This is a genomic window from Klebsiella sp. CSG-1, from assembly GCF_056521145.1.
In genome coordinates this window covers 209,038-230,151 of record NZ_JBWNLD010000009.1, presented here as the reverse complement: position 1 = coordinate 230,151, position 21,114 = coordinate 209,038, and the positions used below count along the sequence as shown (strand labels likewise).

24 protein-coding genes and 1 other annotated feature are annotated in these 21,114 nt (G+C 54.0%); of the genes, 16 read left to right on the top strand and 8 right to left on the bottom strand.

Annotated features, from left to right (window positions below; translation table 11 throughout):
* The first annotated feature begins 16 nt into the window (after positions 1-16).
* Positions 17-190, top strand: coding sequence for a YciY family protein (locus AC007G_RS21280; protein ID WP_004863385.1), 174 nt, complete (start codon positions 17-19; stop codon positions 188-190).
* Positions 191-237: 47 nt separating this feature from the next.
* Here the strand turns inward: AC007G_RS21280 and AC007G_RS21275 are convergent, their stop codons facing one another.
* The gene (locus AC007G_RS21275; RefSeq protein WP_004863379.1) at positions 238-534 is read right to left on the bottom strand and encodes a YciI family protein; all 297 of its coding nucleotides are present in this window, start codon (positions 532-534) and stop codon (positions 238-240) included.
* A gap of 210 nt (positions 535-744) precedes the next feature.
* On the opposite strand from AC007G_RS21275, the gene tonB reads away from it, so the two are divergent.
* Positions 745-1,488, top strand: coding sequence for a TonB system transport protein TonB (gene tonB / locus AC007G_RS21270; RefSeq protein ID WP_032687126.1), 744 nt, complete (start codon positions 745-747; stop codon positions 1,486-1,488).
* A 20-nt stretch (positions 1,489-1,508) separates the two neighbouring features.
* Here tonB and AC007G_RS21265 read toward each other — a convergent pair whose 3' ends face one another.
* The 3 genes from AC007G_RS21265 to pfkB form a co-directional block, all read right to left on the bottom strand.
* Positions 1,509-2,381 (bottom strand): fructosamine kinase family protein, encoded by an 873-nt coding sequence (locus AC007G_RS21265; RefSeq protein WP_032687127.1) that lies wholly within the window; start codon positions 2,379-2,381, stop codon positions 1,509-1,511.
* Positions 2,382-2,486: 105 nt separating this feature from the next.
* Complete coding sequence (gene ghoS, locus AC007G_RS21260; RefSeq protein WP_004863372.1) at positions 2,487-2,771, bottom strand: type V toxin-antitoxin system endoribonuclease antitoxin GhoS; 285 nt, start codon at positions 2,769-2,771, stop codon at positions 2,487-2,489.
* An 89-nt stretch (positions 2,772-2,860) separates the two neighbouring features.
* Positions 2,861-3,793 (bottom strand): 6-phosphofructokinase II, encoded by a 933-nt coding sequence (pfkB, locus tag AC007G_RS21255; RefSeq protein ID WP_032687128.1) that lies wholly within the window; start codon positions 3,791-3,793, stop codon positions 2,861-2,863.
* Positions 3,794-4,212: 419 nt separating this feature from the next.
* Here pfkB and AC007G_RS21250 point away from each other — a divergent pair, with 419 nt between their 5' ends.
* The 10 genes from AC007G_RS21250 to ihfA all read left to right on the top strand — a co-directional run bounded on the left by AC007G_RS21250 (position 4,213) and on the right by ihfA (position 13,213).
* Positions 4,213-4,971: a DUF481 domain-containing protein gene (locus AC007G_RS21250; protein ID WP_004863367.1), complete on the top strand. Its 759-nt coding sequence runs from the start codon at positions 4,213-4,215 to the stop codon at positions 4,969-4,971.
* Positions 4,972-5,241: 270 nt separating this feature from the next.
* The gene (locus tag AC007G_RS21245; RefSeq protein WP_142630662.1) at positions 5,242-5,475 is read left to right on the top strand and encodes a YdgH/BhsA/McbA family protein; all 234 of its coding nucleotides are present in this window, start codon (positions 5,242-5,244) and stop codon (positions 5,473-5,475) included.
* Positions 5,476-5,928: 453 nt separating this feature from the next.
* Positions 5,929-7,857 carry a threonine--tRNA ligase gene (gene thrS, locus AC007G_RS21240; RefSeq protein WP_032697383.1) on the top strand — a complete coding sequence of 643 codons (1,929 nt, stop codon included), beginning with the start codon at positions 5,929-5,931 and terminating at the stop codon, positions 7,855-7,857.
* A 3-nt stretch (positions 7,858-7,860) separates the two neighbouring features.
* Positions 7,861-8,403, top strand: a complete 543-nt coding sequence (gene infC / locus AC007G_RS21235) for a translation initiation factor IF-3 (protein WP_049267827.1) — start codon at positions 7,861-7,863, stop codon at positions 8,401-8,403.
* 96 nt (positions 8,404-8,499) lie between these two features.
* Positions 8,500-8,697: a 50S ribosomal protein L35 gene (rpmI, locus tag AC007G_RS21230; protein ID WP_001124225.1), complete on the top strand. Its 198-nt coding sequence runs from the start codon at positions 8,500-8,502 to the stop codon at positions 8,695-8,697.
* Between the two features lie 51 nt (positions 8,698-8,748).
* Complete coding sequence (gene rplT, locus AC007G_RS21225) at positions 8,749-9,105, top strand: 50S ribosomal protein L20 (RefSeq protein ID WP_004102963.1); 357 nt, start codon at positions 8,749-8,751, stop codon at positions 9,103-9,105.
* Positions 9,106-9,223: 118 nt separating this feature from the next.
* Positions 9,224-9,349, top strand: a sequence feature (Phe leader region).
* Positions 9,229-9,273, top strand: a complete 45-nt coding sequence (gene pheM, locus AC007G_RS21220; protein ID WP_001386830.1) for a pheST operon leader peptide PheM — start codon at positions 9,229-9,231, stop codon at positions 9,271-9,273. It overlaps the preceding feature by 45 nt.
* Before the next feature lie 173 nt (positions 9,350-9,522).
* On the top strand, positions 9,523-10,506 hold the full coding sequence (pheS, locus tag AC007G_RS21215; RefSeq protein WP_032687130.1) for a phenylalanine--tRNA ligase subunit alpha: 984 nt from the start codon (positions 9,523-9,525) through the stop codon (positions 10,504-10,506).
* A gap of 15 nt (positions 10,507-10,521) precedes the next feature.
* The gene (gene pheT / locus AC007G_RS21210) at positions 10,522-12,909 is read left to right on the top strand and encodes a phenylalanine--tRNA ligase subunit beta (protein ID WP_032699512.1); all 2,388 of its coding nucleotides are present in this window, start codon (positions 10,522-10,524) and stop codon (positions 12,907-12,909) included.
* Between the two features lie 4 nt (positions 12,910-12,913).
* Positions 12,914-13,213 (top strand): integration host factor subunit alpha, encoded by a 300-nt coding sequence (gene ihfA, locus AC007G_RS21205; RefSeq protein ID WP_004102960.1) that lies wholly within the window; start codon positions 12,914-12,916, stop codon positions 13,211-13,213.
* 53 nt (positions 13,214-13,266) lie between these two features.
* Here the strand turns inward: ihfA and AC007G_RS21200 are convergent, their stop codons facing one another.
* The 3 genes from AC007G_RS21200 to admX are packed head-to-tail and all read right to left on the bottom strand — an operon-like array spanning position 13,267 to position 15,835.
* Complete coding sequence (locus tag AC007G_RS21200; RefSeq protein WP_032699514.1) at positions 13,267-13,620, bottom strand: RidA family protein; 354 nt, start codon at positions 13,618-13,620, stop codon at positions 13,267-13,269.
* On the bottom strand, positions 13,617-14,897 hold the full coding sequence (locus tag AC007G_RS21195; RefSeq protein ID WP_225627663.1) for a D-amino acid dehydrogenase: 1,281 nt from the start codon (positions 14,895-14,897) through the stop codon (positions 13,617-13,619). The genes AC007G_RS21200 and AC007G_RS21195 overlap by 4 nt, the downstream gene beginning before the upstream one ends.
* 14 nt (positions 14,898-14,911) lie before the next feature.
* Entirely contained in the window at positions 14,912-15,835 is a 924-nt protein-coding gene (admX, locus tag AC007G_RS21190) for an HTH-type transcriptional regulator AdmX (RefSeq protein ID WP_032687133.1), read from the bottom strand.
* 279 nt (positions 15,836-16,114) lie between these two features.
* Between admX and AC007G_RS21185 the strand changes: the two genes are divergently transcribed.
* Both AC007G_RS21185 and btuC read left to right on the top strand, forming a co-directional pair.
* Positions 16,115-17,548, top strand: coding sequence for a gluconate:proton symporter (locus AC007G_RS21185; protein ID WP_032687134.1), 1,434 nt, complete (start codon positions 16,115-16,117; stop codon positions 17,546-17,548).
* A 152-nt stretch (positions 17,549-17,700) separates the two neighbouring features.
* Positions 17,701-18,687, top strand: a complete 987-nt coding sequence (btuC, locus tag AC007G_RS21180) for a vitamin B12 ABC transporter permease BtuC (protein WP_032697379.1) — start codon at positions 17,701-17,703, stop codon at positions 18,685-18,687.
* 51 nt (positions 18,688-18,738) lie between these two features.
* Here btuC and AC007G_RS21175 read toward each other — a convergent pair whose 3' ends face one another.
* Positions 18,739-19,539 (bottom strand): MetQ/NlpA family ABC transporter substrate-binding protein, encoded by an 801-nt coding sequence (locus AC007G_RS21175; protein WP_032687136.1) that lies wholly within the window; start codon positions 19,537-19,539, stop codon positions 18,739-18,741.
* 226 nt (positions 19,540-19,765) lie between these two features.
* On the opposite strand from AC007G_RS21175, the gene AC007G_RS21170 reads away from it, so the two are divergent.
* Together AC007G_RS21170 and btuD are read left to right on the top strand one after the other, a co-directional pair.
* Positions 19,766-20,317, top strand: coding sequence for a glutathione peroxidase (locus tag AC007G_RS21170; RefSeq protein ID WP_032687137.1), 552 nt, complete (start codon positions 19,766-19,768; stop codon positions 20,315-20,317).
* Positions 20,317-21,066, top strand: a complete 750-nt coding sequence (gene btuD, locus AC007G_RS21165) for a vitamin B12 ABC transporter ATP-binding protein BtuD (protein ID WP_046852293.1) — start codon at positions 20,317-20,319, stop codon at positions 21,064-21,066. The genes AC007G_RS21170 and btuD overlap by 1 nt, the downstream gene beginning before the upstream one ends.
* Positions 21,067-21,114: the final 48 nt, after the last annotated feature.

Sequence of the window (21,114 nt, the reverse complement as noted above, 5' to 3'; positions counted from 1 at the left end):
TTGTAGAGTAGTAGCAATGAAGCGTAGTAGAACGGAAGTAGGGCGCTGGCGCATGCTAAGACAGGTGAGTCGCCGCAAGTCCCGCTGGCTGGAAGCCCAATCGCGCCGCAACATGCGCATCCTCTCCATCAGGAAGGAACTGGTGAAACGACAACGTGGTTCCCTGCTGTTTGTCTTCACTGAGTACTGATATAAAAGGCACCGTTTACGGTGCCTCTGTTTTGCTGTCGGACGATCTCAGAATACTTTCTTGTAAGGCTTCACGGAGACGTTCTGATACACGCCAGCCGCGATGTAAGGGTCATCATTTGCCCATGCTTTTGCGACTTCCAGCGATTCAAATTCCGCAATGACCGTTGAGCCAGTAAACCCGGCGGCGCCAGGCTCATTACTGTCGACGGCAGGCATTGGCCCGGCGGTCAACAGGCGACCTTCATCTTGTAACAGCTGCAAACGTGCCAGGTGGGCGGGACGTACCGACAAGCGTTTTTCCAGAGAATCGGCAATGTCTTCAGCGTAGATAACGTAAAGCACGGCAAGGCTCCTTATCAATAAACAGGCGAATCACGTTAAGTGAATCCGTCGTTGACTGCAATGTAAAGATGCGTACCGGCTTAAAATGCCATGCTTCAGAAAATTTTTCCCACAAAACGGGGCAAATTTTGATGCAAGATAACAAGGCTTATTGAATATGATTGCTATTTGCATTTAAAATCGGGGCATCATTTTTCAACAGAAACGACTATGAGCGCAATGACCCTTGATTTACCTCGCCGCTTCCCGTGGCCGACGCTGCTGTCCGTGGCTATCCACGGTGCCGTTGTGGCGGGGTTGCTTTATACCTCGGTACATCAGGTTATTGAACGGCCCTCTCCCTCGCAACCCATCGAAATTACGATGGTTGCGCCGGCAGATCTCGAACCGCCTCAGGCCGCACAGCCGGTAGTGGAACCCGTTGTTGAACCGGAGCCTGAACCGGAAGTCGTGCCGGAACCGGAGCCGCCAAAAGAAGCGCCGGTCGTCATTCACAAGCCCGAACCCAAACCGAAGCCGAAGCCTAAACCGAAGCCGAAGCCGGAGAAGAAGGTTGAGCAGCCGAAGCGTGATGTGAAACCGGCGGAAACGCGCGTGGCTTCACCGTTTGAAACGACCAATACCGCGCCAGCGCGTACGCAGCCGAACGCCGCACCGGCAACGGCGAAACCGACTCTGACCGCGCCGAGCGGCCCGCGAGCGCTAAGCCGCAACCAGCCGGCATACCCGGCACGTGCCCAGGCGTTGCGCATTGAAGGCTCTGTTCGCGTCAAGTTTGATGTCACGCCAGATGGGCGGGTGGATAACGTAGAAATTCTCTCTGCGCAGCCAGCCAACATGTTTGAACGCGATGTGAAAAACGCGCTGCGCAAATGGCGCTATGAAGCGGGCAAACCAGGAACCGGCGTCACCATGACGATCAAATTCCGTCTGAAGGGCGTAGAGATTAGCTGACCGTGTTGTAATCAGGCCCCTTATGGGGCCTTTTCCATTAATACCGCATCCAGCGCTTTCTGTGCCGTCACCAGATGCTGACCGCCGAATAAAATCGCCCGGTTTAACAACGTGTAGAGCTGATAAACCGGCTGACGCTCAAGGAAACCGGAGGGCAGCGGCGATATTGACTGGTAGCCATCGTAGATCTGCGGTGGCTGTTCAGGGTGCAGCGGCAGCATCGCCAGATCGCACTCTCTGTCTCCCCAGTAACAGGCGGGATCGAAGATGTAGGGGCCGTTGGGTCCTAGCGCGCAGTTCCCCGACCACAAATCACCATGTAGCAATGACGGTTGAGGCTGGTGATTGCTCAGACGCTGCTGCACATTATCGACGATGCTGTCGATATCACCGAAGCTGAGCCCTTTTTCGGCAGCCAGCTCCAGCTGCCAGCCGATACGCTGTTCGGCAAAGAAAGTCGACCAGCGGCGTTGCCAGGCGTTGGGCTGCGGGGTGGTGGAAAGGTCGTTATCAAAATCCAGCCCAAACTGCGGCTGATCGCTCCACTGATGCAGATGCGCAATATGCTGACCGAGTAAGAAGGCGTTGTGCGCGTCCAGCGGGCGAGGGGGCAGATATTCCATGACCAGGAAACTGTAGTCGCGATCGCTGCCAACTGCATAAACCTGCGGAACGCTAACGGTTTTACTCCGCGACAGCAGCTCAAGCTGGTCTGCTTCAGCGGTAAAGATAGGCAGAAGCTCGCGCTCATCACATTTAACAAAGTAGTCCCGTCCGCCGAAACGTAAATGCCAGGCCGCATGAATTTCACCGCCGGGCAGTTCGTTGCGAAGTTCGATTTCAGCTGTTTCGGAATGCCAGTCGCTTAACAACGTGCTGATAGCTTGCCACATGCTGTCTCTCCCCTTGTTTTCCACCATTTCATAAGGTTAGCCCATAACCCCGGTGTAAAATTCGAACTGACGCACAACTGGCGCGCTCCGCTGCACGAATCGCACTTATTGAGCTTTCAACCACTCGGCAAATGTGGTGACGGTAACATCAACGGGGCGACCCAGCGCCGTTTCCGCCAATCCGGCGCTAAGCGCTTTGACCTCGTCGGCGCTTTGCGCGGAAATCAGGCCAAAGGTATTCGTACCCAGTTCATGGACCTTGCCGTTTTCGTCATTCAGCACAAGAGTAAATCCTGCGCGGGTGAGATGATTACTTAGCTCGTTAATTTCAGTCAGCGTCTCTTCCTGAAAGTTAACCGTGACGACGCGGGTAACAATTTCTGTGCTCATTTTTCACCCTGTTGTAATCCATGGAATTTTCAGCATAGACCATGATGATGATTTGGCGACTCCCTCTGCGCCAGCAGAGGGAAGGGGAACTAGCGACCGCACAGGTAAGTATAGATTTTGTGCGTGTTTTCCAGCGAGCACAGACGGGTACCCTGGTTAATGGTGGCGGCGCTACCGGCGGCGACGCCGAAGCGGACCATATCCTCCAGACTGGCATCTTCCGCCAGGCGCAGGGTCATTGCGCCGACCATGCTGTCGCCGGCGCCAACGGTACTTTGGCTTTTCATCGGCGGCGGCACGACCTGTACACTGCCGCTGGCATCTACCCCCAGCGCACCCTGTGGGCCGAGTGAGACGACAACCCGGCGGACCTTACCCGAACGAATCAGCTCCTCCGCCGCACGTCGAACGTCATCGGGTTGGCTCAGATCGCGCCCCACCAGGGCACTCAGCTCTTTTTGGTTAGGCTTGACGAGCTCAATATTACCGACATCAAGAGCGGCAGCCAGCGCCTCGCCCGAACTATCAATGATGCAGCGAAGCCCGTGACGCTGCGCGCTTTTGACTAACTGAGTCAGGTTATCAACGCCGATGCCAGGCGGCAGGCTGCCGCTCACCACCAGCAATGAGCCGCTCTCGATTGCCAGAACCTTTTCTTCGAGACGACGGAACTCCTCTTCCGTTAAGGCGGCTCCAGGCATCACGAAGCGGTATTGTTCGCCGCTGGCGCCCACGTGCACATGCAGATTTTGCCGCGTCCAGTCTTGCGCTTCGACAGGCTCAACCGGGACCTGTTCTGCAGTGAGTAGCGCCGTAAGGTGTTCGCCGGTGGCGCCACCGGCCGGGTAGATGGCCGTTGCGTTACCACCGAGAAAGGTGATGGCACGTGCGACGTTGATACCGCCGCCGCCGGGTTCGAAAACCGGTGCGCTGCAGCGGAGTTTTCCTTCAGGATACATTTGCGGTGTCAGCGTTGCGCTGTCGAGTGAGGGAGCCAGCGTTAGCGTATAGATTTTGGTCATCTAATTTCCTCCATGATACGGGTTAAGCTGTTGTGTTTTTAAGCATGGCACTTCTTACCGGGAAGGGGAAGCGATTGCCGGTCGCGATTTGTAAAGCGCTTTTTATTTTTATCTTTATGAAATAAAGATTGTTCTAAGAGCTGTCTTATTCAAAAAATGAAATAGTAATTGATTGCTATGTTAATCGTGCTTTTTTATAATTCTTTGCCTTTCATTGGACCTGCAAGATACAAATATCATTCAAGATGCGTCGAGGCGGCGAGGGAAGCCATCCCACGAAAGCACAGTTCATGCTGTGTGGGGGATGTCTTAGTGACGCCAGCAAAGAAGTAGCCTGAAGGATGACGCGTATAGCGATCCTTGCGAAAGTTTCCGGGACCAGCTGGGTCTCTCTTTTTGTTGTACGGACTCTAAATTAAATGAAGCTTTTGAAGACAGTACCCGCAGCGGCATTGCTGGCGGGGGGGCTCTTTGCGTCTGCGCACGCATTGGCCGATGATTCCGTTTTTACTGTTATGGATGACCCTTCCACTGCCAAAAAACCTTTCGAAGGTGCGGTTAACGCCGGTTATCTGGCGCAGTCCGGAAATACGAAAAGTTCTTCAATGACCGCGGATTCTACGTTGACCTGGTACGGCGATACGACGGCATGGTCGCTGTGGGGTAACGCCAGCAACACATCGTCCAACGATCAGCGCTCCTCCGAAAAATACGCGGTTGGCGGCCGTAGTCGCTACAACCTGACCGACAGCAACTACGTGTTTGGCCAGGCCAGCTGGTTGACTGACCGCTATAATGGCTACCAACAACGCGACGTTTTAACCGCGGGTTATGGTCGCCAGATTCTGAACGGTCCGGTCCACAGCCTGCGCTTTGAATTTGGTCCTGGCGTGCGCTATGACGAGTATACCGATGGCGATAATGATACCCAGCCGCTGGGCTATGCTTCCGGTACCTGGGCCTGGCAGATGACCGATAACACCAAGTTCACCCAAGGGGTGTCGGTGTTTGGTGCCCAGGACACGACGCTGAACTCGGAAAGTGCCCTGAACGTCGCTATCAATGCGCATTTTGCACTGCGGGTTGCCTACAACCTGACCTGGAACTCCGAGCCGCCGTCATCGGCACCGAATCATACCGACCGCCGCACGACGCTGTCTCTGGGTTATAAGATGTAATTTATTTCAGGCCGGGAAACCGGCCTGATTGTTTTAAAATTCACAACCGCTGGCATTATTATTTTTGGTCTTTTGTTTTGTTTTTTATAAAAAGAAAATAACTCCATAATTTCCTCATAATTCATTTTTTCCTGACAACTCTGCAGATAATTTGACACAAATAGCTAAATATTTAGTCGGACAAAAGTGTGATCGGGATCTATACTGTTGACTATCGACGAAGATGAGATCTTTGCCGGACTACCTTCAGTAAATAAGAGAATCACCATCATGAAAAATAGCAAAATCGCGACTGCGGCTGTGATGCTGTGCACCCTGTCTTTTGGCGCATTCGCCGCTAACCCGGTCCCGCAGCCAGGCAACACCGACCATACGCAGGTCGGTATTGCTAAAGCTACCGATGTTGAAGCCGGATCAAATATTGCTCCCGGTTCACAATCAACGGGTCACTCTATGGATGATGCATTTAATGTCCATACCTTTGTTGCCGGCGAGTGGTCCTGATTTTCATCTGTAGATAATATGATGACATTTCAGGGGATATAAAGCCGGGTAGAGATGTACCGGTTTATTTCCTGAAGAGTGGTCAAAGGCGATTCTTCCACTTTGCTATTTCTTGCCATTACCTGTTGTGGCGCGAGCTGTTTTTCTTTTTTCATCCGTCGTCCCGTCATGTTTTCCTGTGGCTGAATATCCAGCGCATGATTTCTGTCCCCCTTGTTTTATCCCTGACCGCCACCATTTATCTTGTTCTGACTTTTAACACGCACTAATGATGTGTAAACTAAGGGCCGGTGTTATCAACAGGCGGCTGCAGGTGGGAACGGTTCGGTAAACGGTCGTCCTCATATTTCGCAGAGTGAAGCGGGAACTGAGCTATAACTTGTTGATAATTATTATTATATTGTTTTGTATGTGCTCTTTCGTGTGGGGCACCACTGCAAATAAGGACATAAAATGCCTGTAATTACGCTTCCTGATGGCAGCCAACGCCATTTTGACCACGCCGTTAGCCCGCTGGATGTTGCTCTGGATATCGGTCCAGGCCTGGCGAAAGCCACGATCGCTGGACGAGTGAATGGTGAGCTGGTCGACGCCAGCGACCTCATCGAAAACGATGCAACCCTCTCCATCATTACCGCAAAAGATGAAGACGGTCTGGAAATCATTCGTCACTCCTGCGCGCATCTGCTCGGTCATGCGATTAAGCAGCTGTGGCCAAACACTAAGATGGCTATCGGCCCGGTTATCGATAACGGCTTCTATTATGATGTCGATCTCGATCATACGCTGACCCAGGAAGATATCGACGCGCTCGAAAAACGTATGCACGAGCTCGCCGAGAAGAATTATGACGTCATCAAGAAGAAAGTCAGCTGGCACGAAGCGCGTGAAACCTTTGTGAAGCGTGGCGAAACTTATAAAGTTTCCATTCTTGATGAAAATATCGCCCATGATGACAAGCCTGGCTTGTATCATCATGAAGAGTACGTCGACATGTGCCGTGGACCGCACGTGCCGAATATGCGTTTTTGTCATCACTTTAAACTGATGAAAACCGCAGGCGCGTACTGGCGCGGCGACAGCAACAACAAGATGTTGCAGCGTATTTACGGTACCGCATGGGCAGATAAAAAAGCGCTTAACGCGCATCTGCTGCGTCTGGAAGAAGCGTCCAAGCGTGACCATCGCAAGATTGGCAAGCAGCTCGACCTGTATCATATGCAGGAAGAAGCGCCGGGTATGGTCTTCTGGCATAACGACGGCTGGACAATCTTCCGCGAGCTGGAAGTGTTTGTGCGCTCCAAGCTGAAAGAGTACCAGTACCAGGAAGTAAAAGGCCCGTTCATGATGGACCGTGTGCTGTGGGAAAAAACCGGGCACTGGGACAACTACAAAGATGCGATGTTCACCACCTCTTCTGAGAACCGTGAATACTGCATCAAGCCGATGAACTGTCCGGGTCACGTGCAGATCTTTAATCAGGGTCTGAAATCGTACCGCGATCTACCGCTGCGTATGGCGGAGTTCGGTAGCTGCCATCGTAACGAACCTTCGGGCGCGCTGCATGGTCTGATGCGCGTACGTGGCTTCACGCAGGATGATGCCCACATCTTCTGTACTGAAGATCAGGTCCGTGATGAAGTCAACGCCTGTATTCGTATGGTCTACGATATGTACAGCACTTTTGGCTTCGAGAAAATCGTCGTCAAACTCTCAACTCGTCCGGAAAAACGTATCGGAAGCGACGAGACCTGGGATCGTGCTGAGGCGGATCTGGCGGTCGCGCTGGAAGAAAACAATATCCCGTTTGAATATCAACTGGGTGAAGGCGCGTTCTACGGTCCGAAAATTGAATTTACTCTGTATGACTGCCTCGATCGTGCATGGCAGTGCGGTACTGTACAGCTGGACTTCTCTCTGCCGCAGCGTTTAAGCGCCTCTTATGTGGGCGAAAATAACGAGCGTCAGGTACCGGTAATGATTCACCGCGCCATTCTGGGGTCCATGGAGCGCTTCATTGGCATCCTGACCGAAGAGTTTGCCGGCTTCTTCCCAACCTGGCTTGCGCCGGTGCAGGTCGTGGTGATGAATATTACCGATTCTCAGTCTGAATACGTTAACGAATTGACTCGTAAACTACAAAATGCGGGCATTCGGGTAAAAGCGGACTTGAGAAATGAGAAGATTGGCTTTAAAATCCGCGAGCACACTTTACGTCGTGTCCCGTATATGTTGGTCTGTGGCGACAAAGAAGTCGAAGCCGGCAAAGTGGCCGTGCGTACCCGTCGTGGTAAAGACCTCGGCAGCATGGACGTAAATGAAGTGATCGAAAAGCTGCAACAAGAGATTCGCAGCCGCAGTCTTCAACAACTGGAGGAATAAGGTATTAAAGGCGGAAAACGAGTTCAAACGGCGCGTCCGAATCGTATTAATGGCGAAATTCGCGCGCAAGAAGTTCGCTTAACAGGTCTGGAAGGCGAGCAGCTTGGTATTGTGAGTCTGAGAGAAGCTCTGGAAAAAGCTGAAGAAGCCGGAGTAGACTTAGTCGAAATCAGCCCTAACGCCGAGCCGCCGGTTTGTCGTATTATGGATTACGGCAAATTCCTCTATGAAAAGAGCAAGTCTTCTAAGGAACAGAAGAAAAAGCAAAAAGTTATCCAGGTTAAGGAAATCAAATTCCGTCCTGGCACCGATGATGGCGACTACCAGGTAAAACTCCGCAGCCTGGTTCGCTTTCTGGAAGAGGGTGATAAAGCTAAGATCACGCTGCGTTTCCGCGGTCGTGAGATGGCTCACCAGCAGATCGGTATGGAAGTGCTTAACCGCGTCCGTGACGATCTGAGTGAACTGGCAGTGGTCGAATCCTTCCCATCGAAGATCGAAGGCCGCCAGATGATCATGGTGCTCGCTCCTAAGAAGAAACAGTAAGGCCTTCAAGTAGCAACTCCTGTGGAGCCCTCAGGCTTCGCAGGCGTTGTTCGCCTATGTTTCGTTTATTAACAATGCGAAGTGGAAGTTATTAAAATGCCAAAAATTAAGACCGTACGCGGTGCTGCTAAGCGCTTCAAAAAAACCGGTAAAGGTGGTTTTAAGCACAAGCACGCTAACCTGCGTCACATTCTGACTAAAAAAGCTACCAAGCGTAAACGTCACCTGCGTCCGAAAGCCATGGTTTCCAAAGGCGATCTGGGCCTGGTAATCGCGTGCCTGCCGTACGCATAAGTCGTTAACCCTTTTAAACTTTTTAATTAGAATAGATACAGGAGAGCACATATGGCTCGCGTAAAACGTGGTGTAGTTGCCCGTGCACGTCACAAGAAAATTTTGAAACAAGCTAAAGGCTACTACGGTGCGCGTTCTCGCGTATACCGCGTTGCCTTCCAGGCTGTTATCAAAGCTGGTCAGTACGCTTATCGTGACCGTCGTCAGAAAAAGCGTCAGTTCCGTCAACTGTGGATTGCGCGTATCAACGCAGCAGCACGTCAGAACGGTATTTCTTACAGCAAATTCATCAACGGCCTGAAAAAAGCCTCTGTTGAAATCGACCGTAAGATCCTGGCTGACATCGCCGTATTCGACAAATTAGCGTTCACCGCGCTGGTCGAAAAAGCGAAAGCAGCTCTGGCATAAGCCAGTTGAAAGAGGGAGCTTGTCTCCCTCTTTTCGTTTCAACACCATCAATACATTGACTTTTATTGCCGTAAGCTTTTCAATACAGGTCTTACGTTTCGTACCAGACAAGGTAATGCAAGCATGAATGCTGCTATTTTCCGCTTCTTTTTTTACTTTAGCACCTGAACTCAGGAGGCTAGCGCGTGAAAGAAGAAACGGAAAACAGCGCCAGAAAGCCTCCCACTGTGGAGGCTTTTTTCGTATATGAACGTGTTCATTCTATTTCAAGCTGCAGGTGCGTGGGCTGAACGCGCATCCGGCGACAGCGGTTTTCTGCGCTAAGTGCCATGCGGCCCGGCGCCGCCTGTGACTCGAAATAGTCAGAATAAAATAATGACCATAACCGGTGTCTGCACCGACATAATGAGGAAAACCATGTCACATCTCGCAGAGCTGGTTGCCAGTGCGAAGGCAGCCATTAATGAGGCATCAGATGTTGCCGCGCTGGACAACGTCCGCGTGGAATACCTGGGGAAGAAAGGGCATCTGACCCTTCAGATGACAACCCTGCGTGAACTGCCGCCAGAAGAGCGTCCGGCGGCTGGTGCGGTCATCAACGAAGCGAAAGAGCAGGTCCAGCAGGCGCTTAACGCGCGTAAAGCGGATCTGGAAGGCGCAGCGTTGAATGCGCGTCTGGCCGCAGAGACTATCGATGTCTCTCTGCCGGGTCGCCGTATTGAAAACGGCGGTCTACATCCGGTGACCCGTACCATCGATCGCATCGAAAACTTCTTCGGCGAGCTTGGCTTCACCGTCGCGACCGGTCCGGAAATCGAAGATGACTACCACAACTTTGATGCGCTGAACATTCCGGGACACCACCCGGCACGTGCCGATCACGATACTTTCTGGTTTGATGCGACGCGTCTGCTGCGTACCCAAACCTCCGGCGTGCAAATTCGCACTATGGAAAACCAGCAGCCGCCGATCCGCATTATTGCGCCGGGCCGCGTTTACCGTAACGACTACGACCAGACCCACACGCCGATGTTCCACCAGATGGAAGGTCTGATTGTTGATACCAATATCAACTTCACCAACCTGAAAGGGACGCTGCACGACTTCCTGAATAACTTCTTTGAGGAAGACCTGCAGATTCGTTTCCGTCCATCCTACTTCCCGTTTACCGAACCGTCCGCGGAAGTTGACGTGATGGGTAAAAACGGCAAGTGGCTGGAAGTGCTGGGCTGCGGGATGGTGCATCCGAACGTGCTGCGTAATGTTGGCATCGATCCGGAAGTCTACTCCGGTTTTGCCTTCGGCATGGGGATGGAGCGTCTGACGATGCTGCGCTACGGCGTGACCGATTTACGTGCGTTCTTCGAAAACGATTTGCGTTTCCTCAAACAGTTTAAATAAGGGCAGGACAGAATAATGAAATTCAGTGAACTGTGGTTACGCGAGTGGGTTAACCCGGCGATCGACAGCGAAGCGCTGGCTAACCAGATCACCATGGCGGGTCTCGAAGTGGACGGCGTTGAGCCGGTTGCCGGTAGCTTCAACGGCGTGGTTGTGGGAGAAGTGGTTGAGTGCGGTCAGCACCCGAATGCCGACAAACTGCGCGTCACGAAAGTCAATGTCGGCGGCGAACGTCTGCTGGACATCGTCTGCGGGGCGCCAAACTGCCGTCAGGGGCTGAAAGTTGCCGTAGCAACCATCGGCGCCGTGCTGCCTGGCGACTTCAAAATTAAGGCCGCGAAGCTGCGCGGTGAGCCTTCCGAAGGGATGCTGTGCTCGTTTTCTGAGCTGGGCGTGTCCGACGATCATAGCGGAATTATCGAACTGCCGGCGGATGCGCCGATTGGCACCGATATTCGTCAATATCTGCAGTTGGACGATAACACTATCGAAATCAGCGTCACGCCGAACCGCGCGGACTGCTTAGGTATCATCGGTGTCGCCCGCGACGTGGCCGTTCTGAATAAAGAACCGCTGAACGCACCGGAGATTACCCCCGTTGCCGCCACCATTACCGATACGCTACCGATTGCCGTTGAAGCGCCGGACGCCTGTCCTCGCTATCTGGGCCGCGTGGTGAAAGGTATCAATGTTAAAGCGCCAACGCCGCTGTGGATGAAAGAGAAACTGCGTCGCTGCGGGATTCGCTCCATCGACGCGGTGGTTGACGTCACCAACTATGTGCTGCTCGAGCTGGGTCAGCCGATGCATGCGTTCGATTGCGACCGCATCGACGGTGGGATCGTGGTCCGTATGGCGAAAGAGGGTGAGAAACTGGTTCTGCTGGACGGCACCGAAGCCAAACTGGATACCGATACCCTGGTTATTGCCGACCATCACAAAGCGCTGGCTATGGGCGGCATCTTTGGCGGTGAACACTCTGGCGTCAATGACGAAACGCAGAACGTGCTGCTGGAATGCGCCTTCTTCAGCCCGCTGGCCATCACCGGCCGCGCGCGTCGTCACGGTCTGCACACCGATGCCTCACATCGCTATGAGCGCGGCGTGGATTCAGCGCTGCAGTATAAAGCGATGGAACGTGCAACCCGCCTGCTGATCGATATCTGCGGCGGCGAAGCGGGTCCGGTTATCGATGCGACCCACGAAGCTGCGCTGCCGAAGGCGGCGACCATTACCCTGCGTCGTAGCAAACTGGATCGCCTGATCGGCCATCATATTGATGATGCTCAGGTCAGCGATATTCTGACGCGCCTGGGCTGCGAAGTGACCGCGGGCAACGATGAGTGGCAGGCGGTTGCCCCGAGCTGGCGTTTCGATATTGCCATCGAAGAAGATCTGGTCGAAGAAGTGGCCCGCGTGTATGGCTATAACAACATTCCCGATCGTCCGGTGCAGGCGGGGCTGATTATGGGTACCCACCGCGAAGCTAATCTGTCGCTGAAACGTGTAAAAACGCTGCTTAACGACAAAGGCTACCAGGAAGTGATCACCTACAGCTTTGTTGACCCGAAAGTGCAGCAGCTGATTCACCCGGGTGAAGAAGCCTTGATTCTGCCGAGTCCTATCTCCAGCGAAATGTCGGCAATGCGTCTGTCGCTGCTGACCGGCCTGCTGGGTACGGTGGTGTATAACCAGAACCGTCAGCAGAGCCGCGTGCGTATTTTTGAAAGCGGTTTGCGCTTTGTTCCGGATACCCAGGCTCCGCTGGGGATTCGTCAGGACGTGATGCTGGCCGGTGTGATTTGTGGCAACCGCTACGAAGAGCACTGGAATCTGGCAAAAGAGACCGTTGATTTCTACGATCTGAAAGGCGATCTGGAGTCCATTCTTGACCTGACCGGCAAATTAGCGGATATCGAATTCCGCGCAGAAGCGAACAGCGCACTGCATCCGGGGCAGTCGGCCGCGATTTATCTGAAAGGTGAACGTATTGGTTTCATTGGGGTTGTTCATCCTGAACTGGAACGTAAACTGGATCTGAACGGCCGGACTTTAGCGTTCGAACTGGAGTGGAACAAGCTTGCAGACCGCGTGGTGCCTCAGGCGCGCGAGATTTCTCGTTTCCCGGCGAACCGTCGTGATATCGCCGTTGTCGTCGCGGAAAACGTACCTGCAGCCGATGTTTTGACAGAGTGTAAGAAAGTTGGCGTAAATCAGGTAGTTGGCGTAAACTTATTTGACGTGTACCGTGGTAAAGGGGTAGCGGAAGGCAGTAAGAGCCTTGCGATTAGCCTCATCCTGCAGGATACCAGCCGTACACTCGAAGAAGAGGAGATTGCCGCTACCGTTGCCAGATGTGTAGAGGCATTAAAAGAGCGATTCCAGGCATCATTGAGGGATTGAACCTATGGCGCTTACAAAAGCTGAAATGTCAGAATATCTGTTTGATAAGCTTGGGCTTAGCAAGCGGGATGCCAAAGAGCTGGTAGAGTTGTTTTTCGAAGAGGTGCGTCGTGCTCTGGAAAACGGAGAACAGGTAAAACTCTCCGGGTTCGGCAACTTCGATTTGCGGGATAAAAACCAACGCCCGGGTCGTAACCCGAAAACGGGGGAAGATATTCCCATTACAGCCCGGCGTGTGGTGACCTTCAGACCCGGTCAGAAACTTAAAAGCCGTGTCGAAAACGCTTCGCCCAGAGACAAATAATCTGAACTAACTAAAAAGGCCGCTGATGCGGCCTTTTTCTTTTGTGGCGTAAATCAACTTCTTACGGCCGTAACCATCACCTCGACGAGGATATCAGGGCGTGCCATTTCCGCCTGGACAGCCGCGCGTGCCGGGCTGTGACCTTCCGGCATCCAGGCGACCCAGACCTCATTAAACCCGGCAAAATCACGCGCCATCGTCTTCAGCCACACCTGAGCAGACAGAATATGACGATTATCACTGCCTGCTTCGGCCAGCAGCGCGTCAATTTTTGCTAAAACCTCCCGGGTTTGCTGGCGGATATCGTCATCGCTGCTGACCGGGGTTTGCCCTGATAAAAAGATCAGATCGCCGTACCCGACGCTGGCGGAAAGGCGGGGCTGCGAATGATGGCGTTCTATTTTCATGCTGTGTGTTCCCATGTCAGACCTTCTAAAGAAATGGCGGGACTAGCGCCGTTGAGTAGCGCGCCGAGAACCACCGCGCTGCCGGCGGCCAGAGTAAAGCCAAGGCTACCCTGACCGAGGTTCATCCACAGGTTCTGATACCCGGCACGACCAAGCAGAGGGGGCCCCGCGGGGGTTGAAGGGCGCATACCGCACCAGGCCTCTGCCTCCTCAACCCCCTGTAACTCAGGGAAGCTGCGGGTCACGATCTTTTTTAGCGCCTGGATACGCTCGGGGCGCAGTTGATCGCCGTCGTAGCCAATATCGACCATGGCGGCAATGCGCAGCCGATCGCCCAGCCGGGCATAGACCACTTTATGGCCGTAATCCGTTACGCTGATATCAGGGGCAATCCCGGGCGTTGTGGGGTAGGGGAGCGTCAGGCTGTAGCCTTTCAGAGCGCACAGCGGCACGCGAATACCGGTCCCGGCCAGCAGGGGGCCGCTGCCGTTTCCTGCCGCTACGATGTACTCATCGCCGACTATCGTTCCCTGACGGGTATCGACAGAATCAATGCGGGCGCCTTTTTTATTCAGGCGCAGCACCTCACAATGGCTGGTCAGAGTAAAGCTGGCGCTGGCATGCAGTTTCTCCAGCAGCGCCTGACAGAATTTTTGACAGTCGGCGGTCTCATCGCCGGGTGAATAAATACCGCCCTGCAGCGAAGGGCGAATATATTTCAGCGCCGGTTCAAGCTGAATACAGTCGTCGGCATTCAACGCTTGCTGGTATTGCGGGCTAATGCCTTTGGCGGCTTTATTAAAATCATATGCCCGACGGTGAACGATCAATTTCCCGGAACGCCGCCAGTGAAAGTCGTGCAGATTATCCGCCGTCAGCCACTCCTGCATCACCTGACGGCTGAGCAGCGACAAGCGCAATATATGATCGCCGTTGAGCTTATTCGTCTGGCTATTACAGGCGCGGAGAAACTGCAGCAGCCAGCGCCATTGCCCCGGCGACATTTTCAAACGCATATTGAGCGGCGAGTCGGCTTTACCCATCCATTTCATCCCCTGCAGGGGAACGCCACGATCGGCCAGGGGGGCCACATACCGGTAGCTAAGCTGCCCGCCGTTAGCAAAGCTGGTTGCCTGACCTGGCTTCGCCTGACGCTCCAGCAACTGCACCTGATGACCGCTCTTGATTAACTCATAAGCCGTTGCCAGCCCGATAACACCGCCGCCGATAATGACAATGCGCTTTTTCATAACCTGATAAACCCACCGCTGATAAATGCATGGGCTTTATGTCAAAGCATTTGTCTCTGCGGCGCAATTGACTTTTTATGTTCAGGGTATAACTCCAGGTTAATCTCCTGCAGCTGCTGGCGGAGCCGGATGCAGAGAAAATCGACAAACTTCTGGCTGATCGGGCTGAGTGAAACATCTGCCCGACGCAGTAAACACAGGGTGATCATCATCGGCGGCGCGATCGGATGAATCATCGCCGGCGCCAGGTTATGCCGGGCGGAAAAAATATCGGTAATGCTGCATCCCATGCCGCGCTTCACAAACTCGGTGGCCATGTAGTAGGTCTGCACGTTCAGACGGGTCGTCGAAAAATCACGGCGGGTCGCAATGGCCGCAGAGAGAGAGTGCGGTCCGGGCGAGATCCACCGCTGCTGGTCAATCTCCTCAATCACCACCTCTCCCTGACGATAGTCGCGGTCAATGTACACCAGCGGGACCTCAGCGATGGCGGTGCTGGTGATCTCCCCTTGCTGGACGGGCTGCAGCGTCAGGGCCAGGTCGATCTCGCGCAGATCCAATTTTTTGACCAATGTCTCAGTGTGTTCGGTGGTGAGTGTCATCACCAGATTGGCATTTTGTTGGTAGAAATCAGTGACCAGTTCCGGGACCAGACTCAACCCAAGGCTCGGCAGACAGCCGAGGCTAATTTTGGCTCTGGGATCGCGGGCCAGGTTATCGGCGAGCAGGCGCAGGTTATCGAGATCATGATAAATATTCTGAGCTTTTTCAAACAGCATCAGCGCTTCGCTACTGGGCAGCAGCTTGCCGCGTACCCGCTGAAAAAGTTTAAACCCCAGCTTCTGCTCGGCGTTTTTTAGCGCTTTGCTGGCGGCGGGTTGAGAGATGTTGAGCGATTCTGCTGCTCGGGAAAGCGTGCCGCAAGTCATCACGGCGTGGAAGATTTCCAGGTGACGCAGTTTCATGAGGAGTTAACTCAGGGTTATAGAGGCCAGATAAAAAGTCATTTTCTAATAACAATAACTTAACATAAATTTAATCCGCAATCAGCGAACTGTTGACTTATTGAGCTGACTGCACCGCCTTCAGGCGGATAATCCGATTCTCAGAACAATACCTGTTGTCCCTACATACACCCTCAGGCAACGAAGCCAACAAATTATAACGAGGGGGGATATTTTCTGAGCAGGCCCGAATACACCGCGCCCCAATAGCGGCCGGTTTTATTGGCATCAAGGAGTTATATGAGTGACTCAACGCTCTCTGGCAACCCGCTAACCAGACAGAATATCACCAGAAAAAATATTATTATTGGCCTGTTATTAGGGCTGTTTTTAGTGACGGCATTCTGGTGCCATGGACGGCCCGCCGCCGAACTCGGCTTGCTGAGTTTTACACCGCTTGTCGCCCTCGCCATCCTCTCGCTCGTCGGGGTAGATATTGTTCTGGCGGTGATCTCATCCATTATTATTGCGATGATTATGACCTCGACCGGCTTGCCTGAAATGGGAACGATGCTGGCAAAATCGACTGGCTCTTTCATTGCCACCGTCGGGTTAATCATTATGCTCGGTGCCGGTGTCGGAGAAGTGGCAACCCGTACCGGCGCTGCGGTGGAACTGGTGAAATTTGTGGTTCATCGTATCGGGCTGTCGAGTCAGACCCGGGTTAAACTGGGTATTGTCATTTCGTCGATTCTAATCTGCGGCGCCCTGGGGACCATGGCCGGGGGAAATGCGATCATCGTGGCGGTGATTATTCCGGTTGCCGCGGCGGTCAGGCTGACGCCGCCGACGGTGGCGGCGCTGATGATGACCGCCGGCTCCATCGGGCTTTTTACCGGGCCGTTTACGCCGAGTACCGTGACGATTCTCAAGCTCGGCGGCCTCAGCTATCCGGACTATTTACTGTATGTCGGGTTGCCAATGAGTGCGGTGACTTTGCTGGCCGGCTGGCTGATGGCGGGGCGCATTCAGAAGATGACCGAAGGGAAGCTGCGGTATGAGGTCGACCTGGCTGAAAAAACGCAGGAACAAGCGAGTGCCGCCGTTTCAAAGCGCAGAAAGCTCAGCGCGCTGGCGTTTGCGGCAACGATTATCGTGATGGCGGTGGTGGGCGTGGTGATAAAAGCCGGCTTTAGCTTCGCGATTATTGTGATGCTGCTGGTGGCGTTGATCACCGGGCTGGTCGGCGGCCTGCGGCCTACGCAGATTTTGCAGGCGCTGTATCACGGCTGCGGCCGTCTGGTGTGGATGTTTATCCTCTACTGGCTCTATAACCCGATTCTTGAACTGATGGATGGGCTCCATGCCTATCAGGGGCTGCTGGATTACACCCAGCCGCTGCTGGAGGGGATCTCCCCGGCCTGGCTGTGCTTTTGTATTTTCGCCTTCAATATCATTGGCCATGTTCCCGGCGCGGCGGTAGCGCAGATGACCTTTACCCACAAGATTTTTGGCCCGATGCTGATGGCCGCTGGCGTCCCGCCGCAGGGAACCACTGCGGTGCTGCTGGCCTCATCGCAGGTGGACTGGTTTGGCCCGTTCCCCTCTTCGGATATGTTTGGGCAGATGGGGCTGGCGCAGTCGACCCATCTCAAATACATGCTCTATAACGGCTGGGCTATCGTGATTGCTAACATTATTCTCTTCGCTCTGCTGTTTCAGGTGCTGGTGTAAGAGGCCATTCTGCTCAGTGCGGCGGGGCCGATGTCTCGCCGTGATGGTCAGTGGATCATCCGGTTATCTCTTCCTCTGCGGGAGGTTTTGCTTTTCTCACCTCTGTCTCCACCGTAAAATCAACGGCATCTCTTTCTGGCAATACGGAAATTATGCTGACCTTTGCCCAAACTCAACAGCGCCGCAGCCGGCGCTGGCTTATTGCACTACTGCTGCTGCTTCTCGCCATGATGACCGTCAGTCTCTGCGCCGGAGACCAGTGGATTGGTCCGCAGGAGTGGTTCAGCGCCAAAGGGCAGCTGTTTATCTGGCAGATTCGTCTGCCGCGTACGTTGGCCGTTCTGCTGGTCGGCGCTGCGCTGGCACTCTCCGGGGCGATCATGCAGGCATTATTCGAAAACCCGCTGGCGGAACCGGGGCTGCTGGGCGTCTCCAACGGCGCTGGCGTGGGATTAATTGCCGCGGTGCTGCTGGGCAAAGGCTATCTGCCGGGGTGGGCGCTGGGGCTGTGCGCGATTGCCGGCGCGCTGGTGATTACTTTTATTCTGCTGCGTTTTGCCCGGCGGCATCTGTCAACCAGCCGTCTGCTGCTGGCGGGCGTCGCGCTCGGCATTATCTGTAGCGCGTTGATGACCTGGGCGGTCTATTTCTCCACCTCTTTCGATTTGCGTCAGCTCATGTACTGGATGATGGGCGGGTTTGGCGGCGTGGACTGGCAGCAGCTGTGGCTGATACTGGCGCTGTTGCCGGTGCTTATCTGGGCGTGTCTGCAATCACAGCCGCTGAATCTCCTGGCGCTGGGGGAAGTGTCCGCTCGTCAGCTGGGACTGCCTCTCTGGCTATGGCGCAGGCTGCTGGTCGTGGCGACAGGCTGGCTGGTTGGCGTGAGCGTGGCGCTGGCAGGGGCAATTGGATTTATTGGGTTGGTGATACCGCATATTCTGCGCTTATGCGGCTTGAGCGATCATCGGGTGCTGCTTCCGGCCTGTGTGCTTGCCGGCGCCAGTGCGCTGCTCGGCGCCGATATCATTGCCCGCCTGGCGCTGTCGGCGGCGGAATTACCGATCGGCGTGGTCACCGCGACGCTGGGAGCGCCGGTCTTCATCTGGCTACTGCTGAAATCCGCGCATTCGCAATAAGCGGTGGACTGGCGCAGCCATTATCGCTGCGCCAGGGAGGGGAGCTGGGGTTTACCAGCCTTTGATCGCATCGCCTTTGTATACTTCCATGGCTTTATCTGCGACCTCTTTGGTCTGGAAGGCTTCTTTCAGCTGCTGAATCTTTTTACTGTCTTTATTCTCTTCACGTGAAACGATGGCATTCACATAAGGAGAGTCCGGTCCTTCCATAAATAAACCATCGCGGGCCGCGGAGAGACCTGCCTGCGCGGAGAAGTTGGTGTTAATAATCGACAGCGCGACGTTCGGATCGTCGAGGGTACGGGTCAGCTGCGGCGTATCGACTTCAACAATTTTCAAATGTTTCGGGTTGTCGATAATATCCAGCGATGTCGGCAAATAGCCCACGCCCTCTTTCAGTTTGATTAAGCCCTGCGCCTGCAGCAGGAGCAGGCTGCGGCCTAAGGTCGTGGTTTCGTTAGAGATAGATACCGTTGCGCCGTCCGGCAGCTCGTTGATATGTTTAATTTTGCGTGAATAAGCGGCAATCGGGAAGACAAACGTTTTGCCAACGATGGCAAATTTGTAGCCGCGCTCTTTCGACTGTGCCTCAAGATAGGGCAGCGTCTGGAAGGCATTAGCATCGACGTCTTTATTATTTAACGCTTCATTGGGCAGCACGTAATCATTGAAAGAGATAACCTCGACGTCGAGGTGATATTTATCCTTCGCCACCTGCTCAACCACTTTCCAGATGGCTTCATCCGGACCGGTGTTAATCGCCACCTTAACTTTGTTGTTATCGTCTGGAGAGCAGGCCGATAACAACACTACCGATGTGGCGATTAACACCGAGCTTAACAACTTTTTCATCTATAAAACTCTCTCAAAATTAGTCCATAACAAAAGGCTATTACATCCATTTAACACTGTACACTGAATTGTCTGCTGACCATATTGAGAGGAATTCATGTTCGCGGCGGGTACGGTGCGGTATTCCTGGCAGCCGATTAGACGTACAATGAACGCCCGTGAATCCGCTACAGTAGATAGGGATCACCTTAAATCAGAAATCCATTTGATGGACGGAGAGAAGGCTATGCAACACGATATTCTGAATACTGAAGTCACCACGATTGATGGTCAAAAAACAACGCTGGCGGACTACGCGGGCAAAGTACTGCTGATCGTGAACGTGGCGTCAAAATGCGGCCTGACGCCGCAGTATGAGCAGCTGGAGACCTTGCAAAAAGATCTTGAGAATGACGGCTTCACCGTGCTTGGCTTCCCGTGCAATCAGTTCCTGGGGCAGGAGCCGGGTAGCGAAGAAGAGATTAAAACCTTCTGCAGCACCACCTACGGCGTCACTTTCCCGCTGTTCAGCAAAATTGATGTCAATGGCGAGCACCGCCATCCGCTCTATCAGCAGCTGGTTGATGCCGCGCCGCAGGCCGTAGCGCCGGAAGGCAGCGGTTTCTACGAGCGTATGGCCAGCAAAGGCCGTGCGCCGGCCAACGTCGGCGACATTCTGTGGAATTTCGAAAAATTCCTGCTGGGCAAAGATGGCCAGGTTATCCAGCGCTTCTCGCCGGATATGACCCCCGACGATCCGCTGCTGGTGGCCGCGATTAAAGGGGCGTTAGCGAAATAATGCCGTTTTTGATGCAGCTGCGGGACGTCAAAGAGGCGGGGCGTCTGGCGCCATTTAGCGCCCAGGTGCGTCCTGGTGAAATGGTTCATCTGGTCGGGCCCAACGGCGCAGGCAAAAGCACGTTGCTGATGCGAATGGCCGGCCTGACGACGGGGCCCGGAGACGTTATTCTTAACGAACGTAAAATGGACCAGTGGTCGGCACAGGAGCTGGCGCGTCACCGGGCCTACCTCAGCCAGCACCAGATGCCGCCTTTTGCCATGCCGGTATGGCACTATCTGTCGTTGCATCTGCAAAATGGTGGGCAAAGCGAACTGCTCGGCAGCGTTGCCGATAAGCTGGGCCTGAGCGATAAGCTCGGGCGCCAGGTGAATCATATTTCTGGTGGCGAGTGGCAGCGCGTACGCCTGGCGGCGGTCATTCTGCAGATTCATCCGCTGGCGAATCCGGCGGGGCAGCTGCTGGTACTGGATGAACCGATGAACAGTCTGGACGTGGCGCAGCAGGCGGCGCTAGACCGGGTTCTGGGTGAACTGTGCGAGTCGGGCGTGGCGGTCGTGATGAGCAGCCACGATCTTAATCATACCCTGCGACACGCGCATCAATCCTGGCTTATCTGCCGGGGGCAGGCCATTGCCTGCGGTGAGACATCGGCGGTGTTAACCGAAGAAAATTTAACCGCGGCCTATGCGATTCCTTTTCAGCGCATTGCGGTCGCCGGTCATTTTATGCTCGTTGCGTCACAGTAGCACGAAGCAACCTTGCCAGTGCATTGATAAACCAGCTAAATTATCCTG

Excerpts from the sequence above, each read along its gene's own strand:
- AC007G_RS21280 (WP_004863385.1), top strand. The coding sequence starts at position 17 with ATGAAGCGTAGTAGAACGGAAGTAGGGCGCTGGCGCATGCTAAGACAG.
- tonB (WP_032687126.1), top strand. The coding sequence starts at position 745 with ATGAGCGCAATGACCCTTGATTTACCTCGCCGCTTCCCGTGGCCGACG.
- AC007G_RS21265 (WP_032687127.1), bottom strand. The coding sequence starts at position 2,381 with ATGTGGCAAGCTATCAGCACGTTGTTAAGCGACTGGCATTCCGAAACA.
- ghoS (WP_004863372.1), bottom strand. The coding sequence starts at position 2,771 with ATGAGCACAGAAATTGTTACCCGCGTCGTCACGGTTAACTTTCAGGAA.
- pfkB (WP_032687128.1), bottom strand. The coding sequence starts at position 3,793 with ATGACCAAAATCTATACGCTAACGCTGGCTCCCTCACTCGACAGCGCA.
- AC007G_RS21250 (WP_004863367.1), top strand. The coding sequence starts at position 4,213 with ATGAAGCTTTTGAAGACAGTACCCGCAGCGGCATTGCTGGCGGGGGGG.
- AC007G_RS21245 (WP_142630662.1), top strand. The coding sequence starts at position 5,242 with ATGAAAAATAGCAAAATCGCGACTGCGGCTGTGATGCTGTGCACCCTG.
- thrS (WP_032697383.1), top strand. The coding sequence starts at position 5,929 with ATGCCTGTAATTACGCTTCCTGATGGCAGCCAACGCCATTTTGACCAC.
- rpmI (WP_001124225.1), top strand. The coding sequence starts at position 8,500 with ATGCCAAAAATTAAGACCGTACGCGGTGCTGCTAAGCGCTTCAAAAAA.
- rplT (WP_004102963.1), top strand. The coding sequence starts at position 8,749 with ATGGCTCGCGTAAAACGTGGTGTAGTTGCCCGTGCACGTCACAAGAAA.
- pheS (WP_032687130.1), top strand. The coding sequence starts at position 9,523 with ATGTCACATCTCGCAGAGCTGGTTGCCAGTGCGAAGGCAGCCATTAAT.
- pheT (WP_032699512.1), top strand. The coding sequence starts at position 10,522 with ATGAAATTCAGTGAACTGTGGTTACGCGAGTGGGTTAACCCGGCGATC.
- ihfA (WP_004102960.1), top strand. The coding sequence starts at position 12,914 with ATGGCGCTTACAAAAGCTGAAATGTCAGAATATCTGTTTGATAAGCTT.
- AC007G_RS21200 (WP_032699514.1), bottom strand. The coding sequence starts at position 13,620 with ATGAAAATAGAACGCCATCATTCGCAGCCCCGCCTTTCCGCCAGCGTC.
- admX (WP_032687133.1), bottom strand. The coding sequence starts at position 15,835 with ATGAAACTGCGTCACCTGGAAATCTTCCACGCCGTGATGACTTGCGGC.
- AC007G_RS21185 (WP_032687134.1), top strand. The coding sequence starts at position 16,115 with ATGAGTGACTCAACGCTCTCTGGCAACCCGCTAACCAGACAGAATATC.
- btuC (WP_032697379.1), top strand. The coding sequence starts at position 17,701 with ATGCTGACCTTTGCCCAAACTCAACAGCGCCGCAGCCGGCGCTGGCTT.
- AC007G_RS21175 (WP_032687136.1), bottom strand. The coding sequence starts at position 19,539 with ATGAAAAAGTTGTTAAGCTCGGTGTTAATCGCCACATCGGTAGTGTTG.
- AC007G_RS21170 (WP_032687137.1), top strand. The coding sequence starts at position 19,766 with ATGCAACACGATATTCTGAATACTGAAGTCACCACGATTGATGGTCAA.
- btuD (WP_046852293.1), top strand. The coding sequence starts at position 20,317 with ATGCCGTTTTTGATGCAGCTGCGGGACGTCAAAGAGGCGGGGCGTCTG.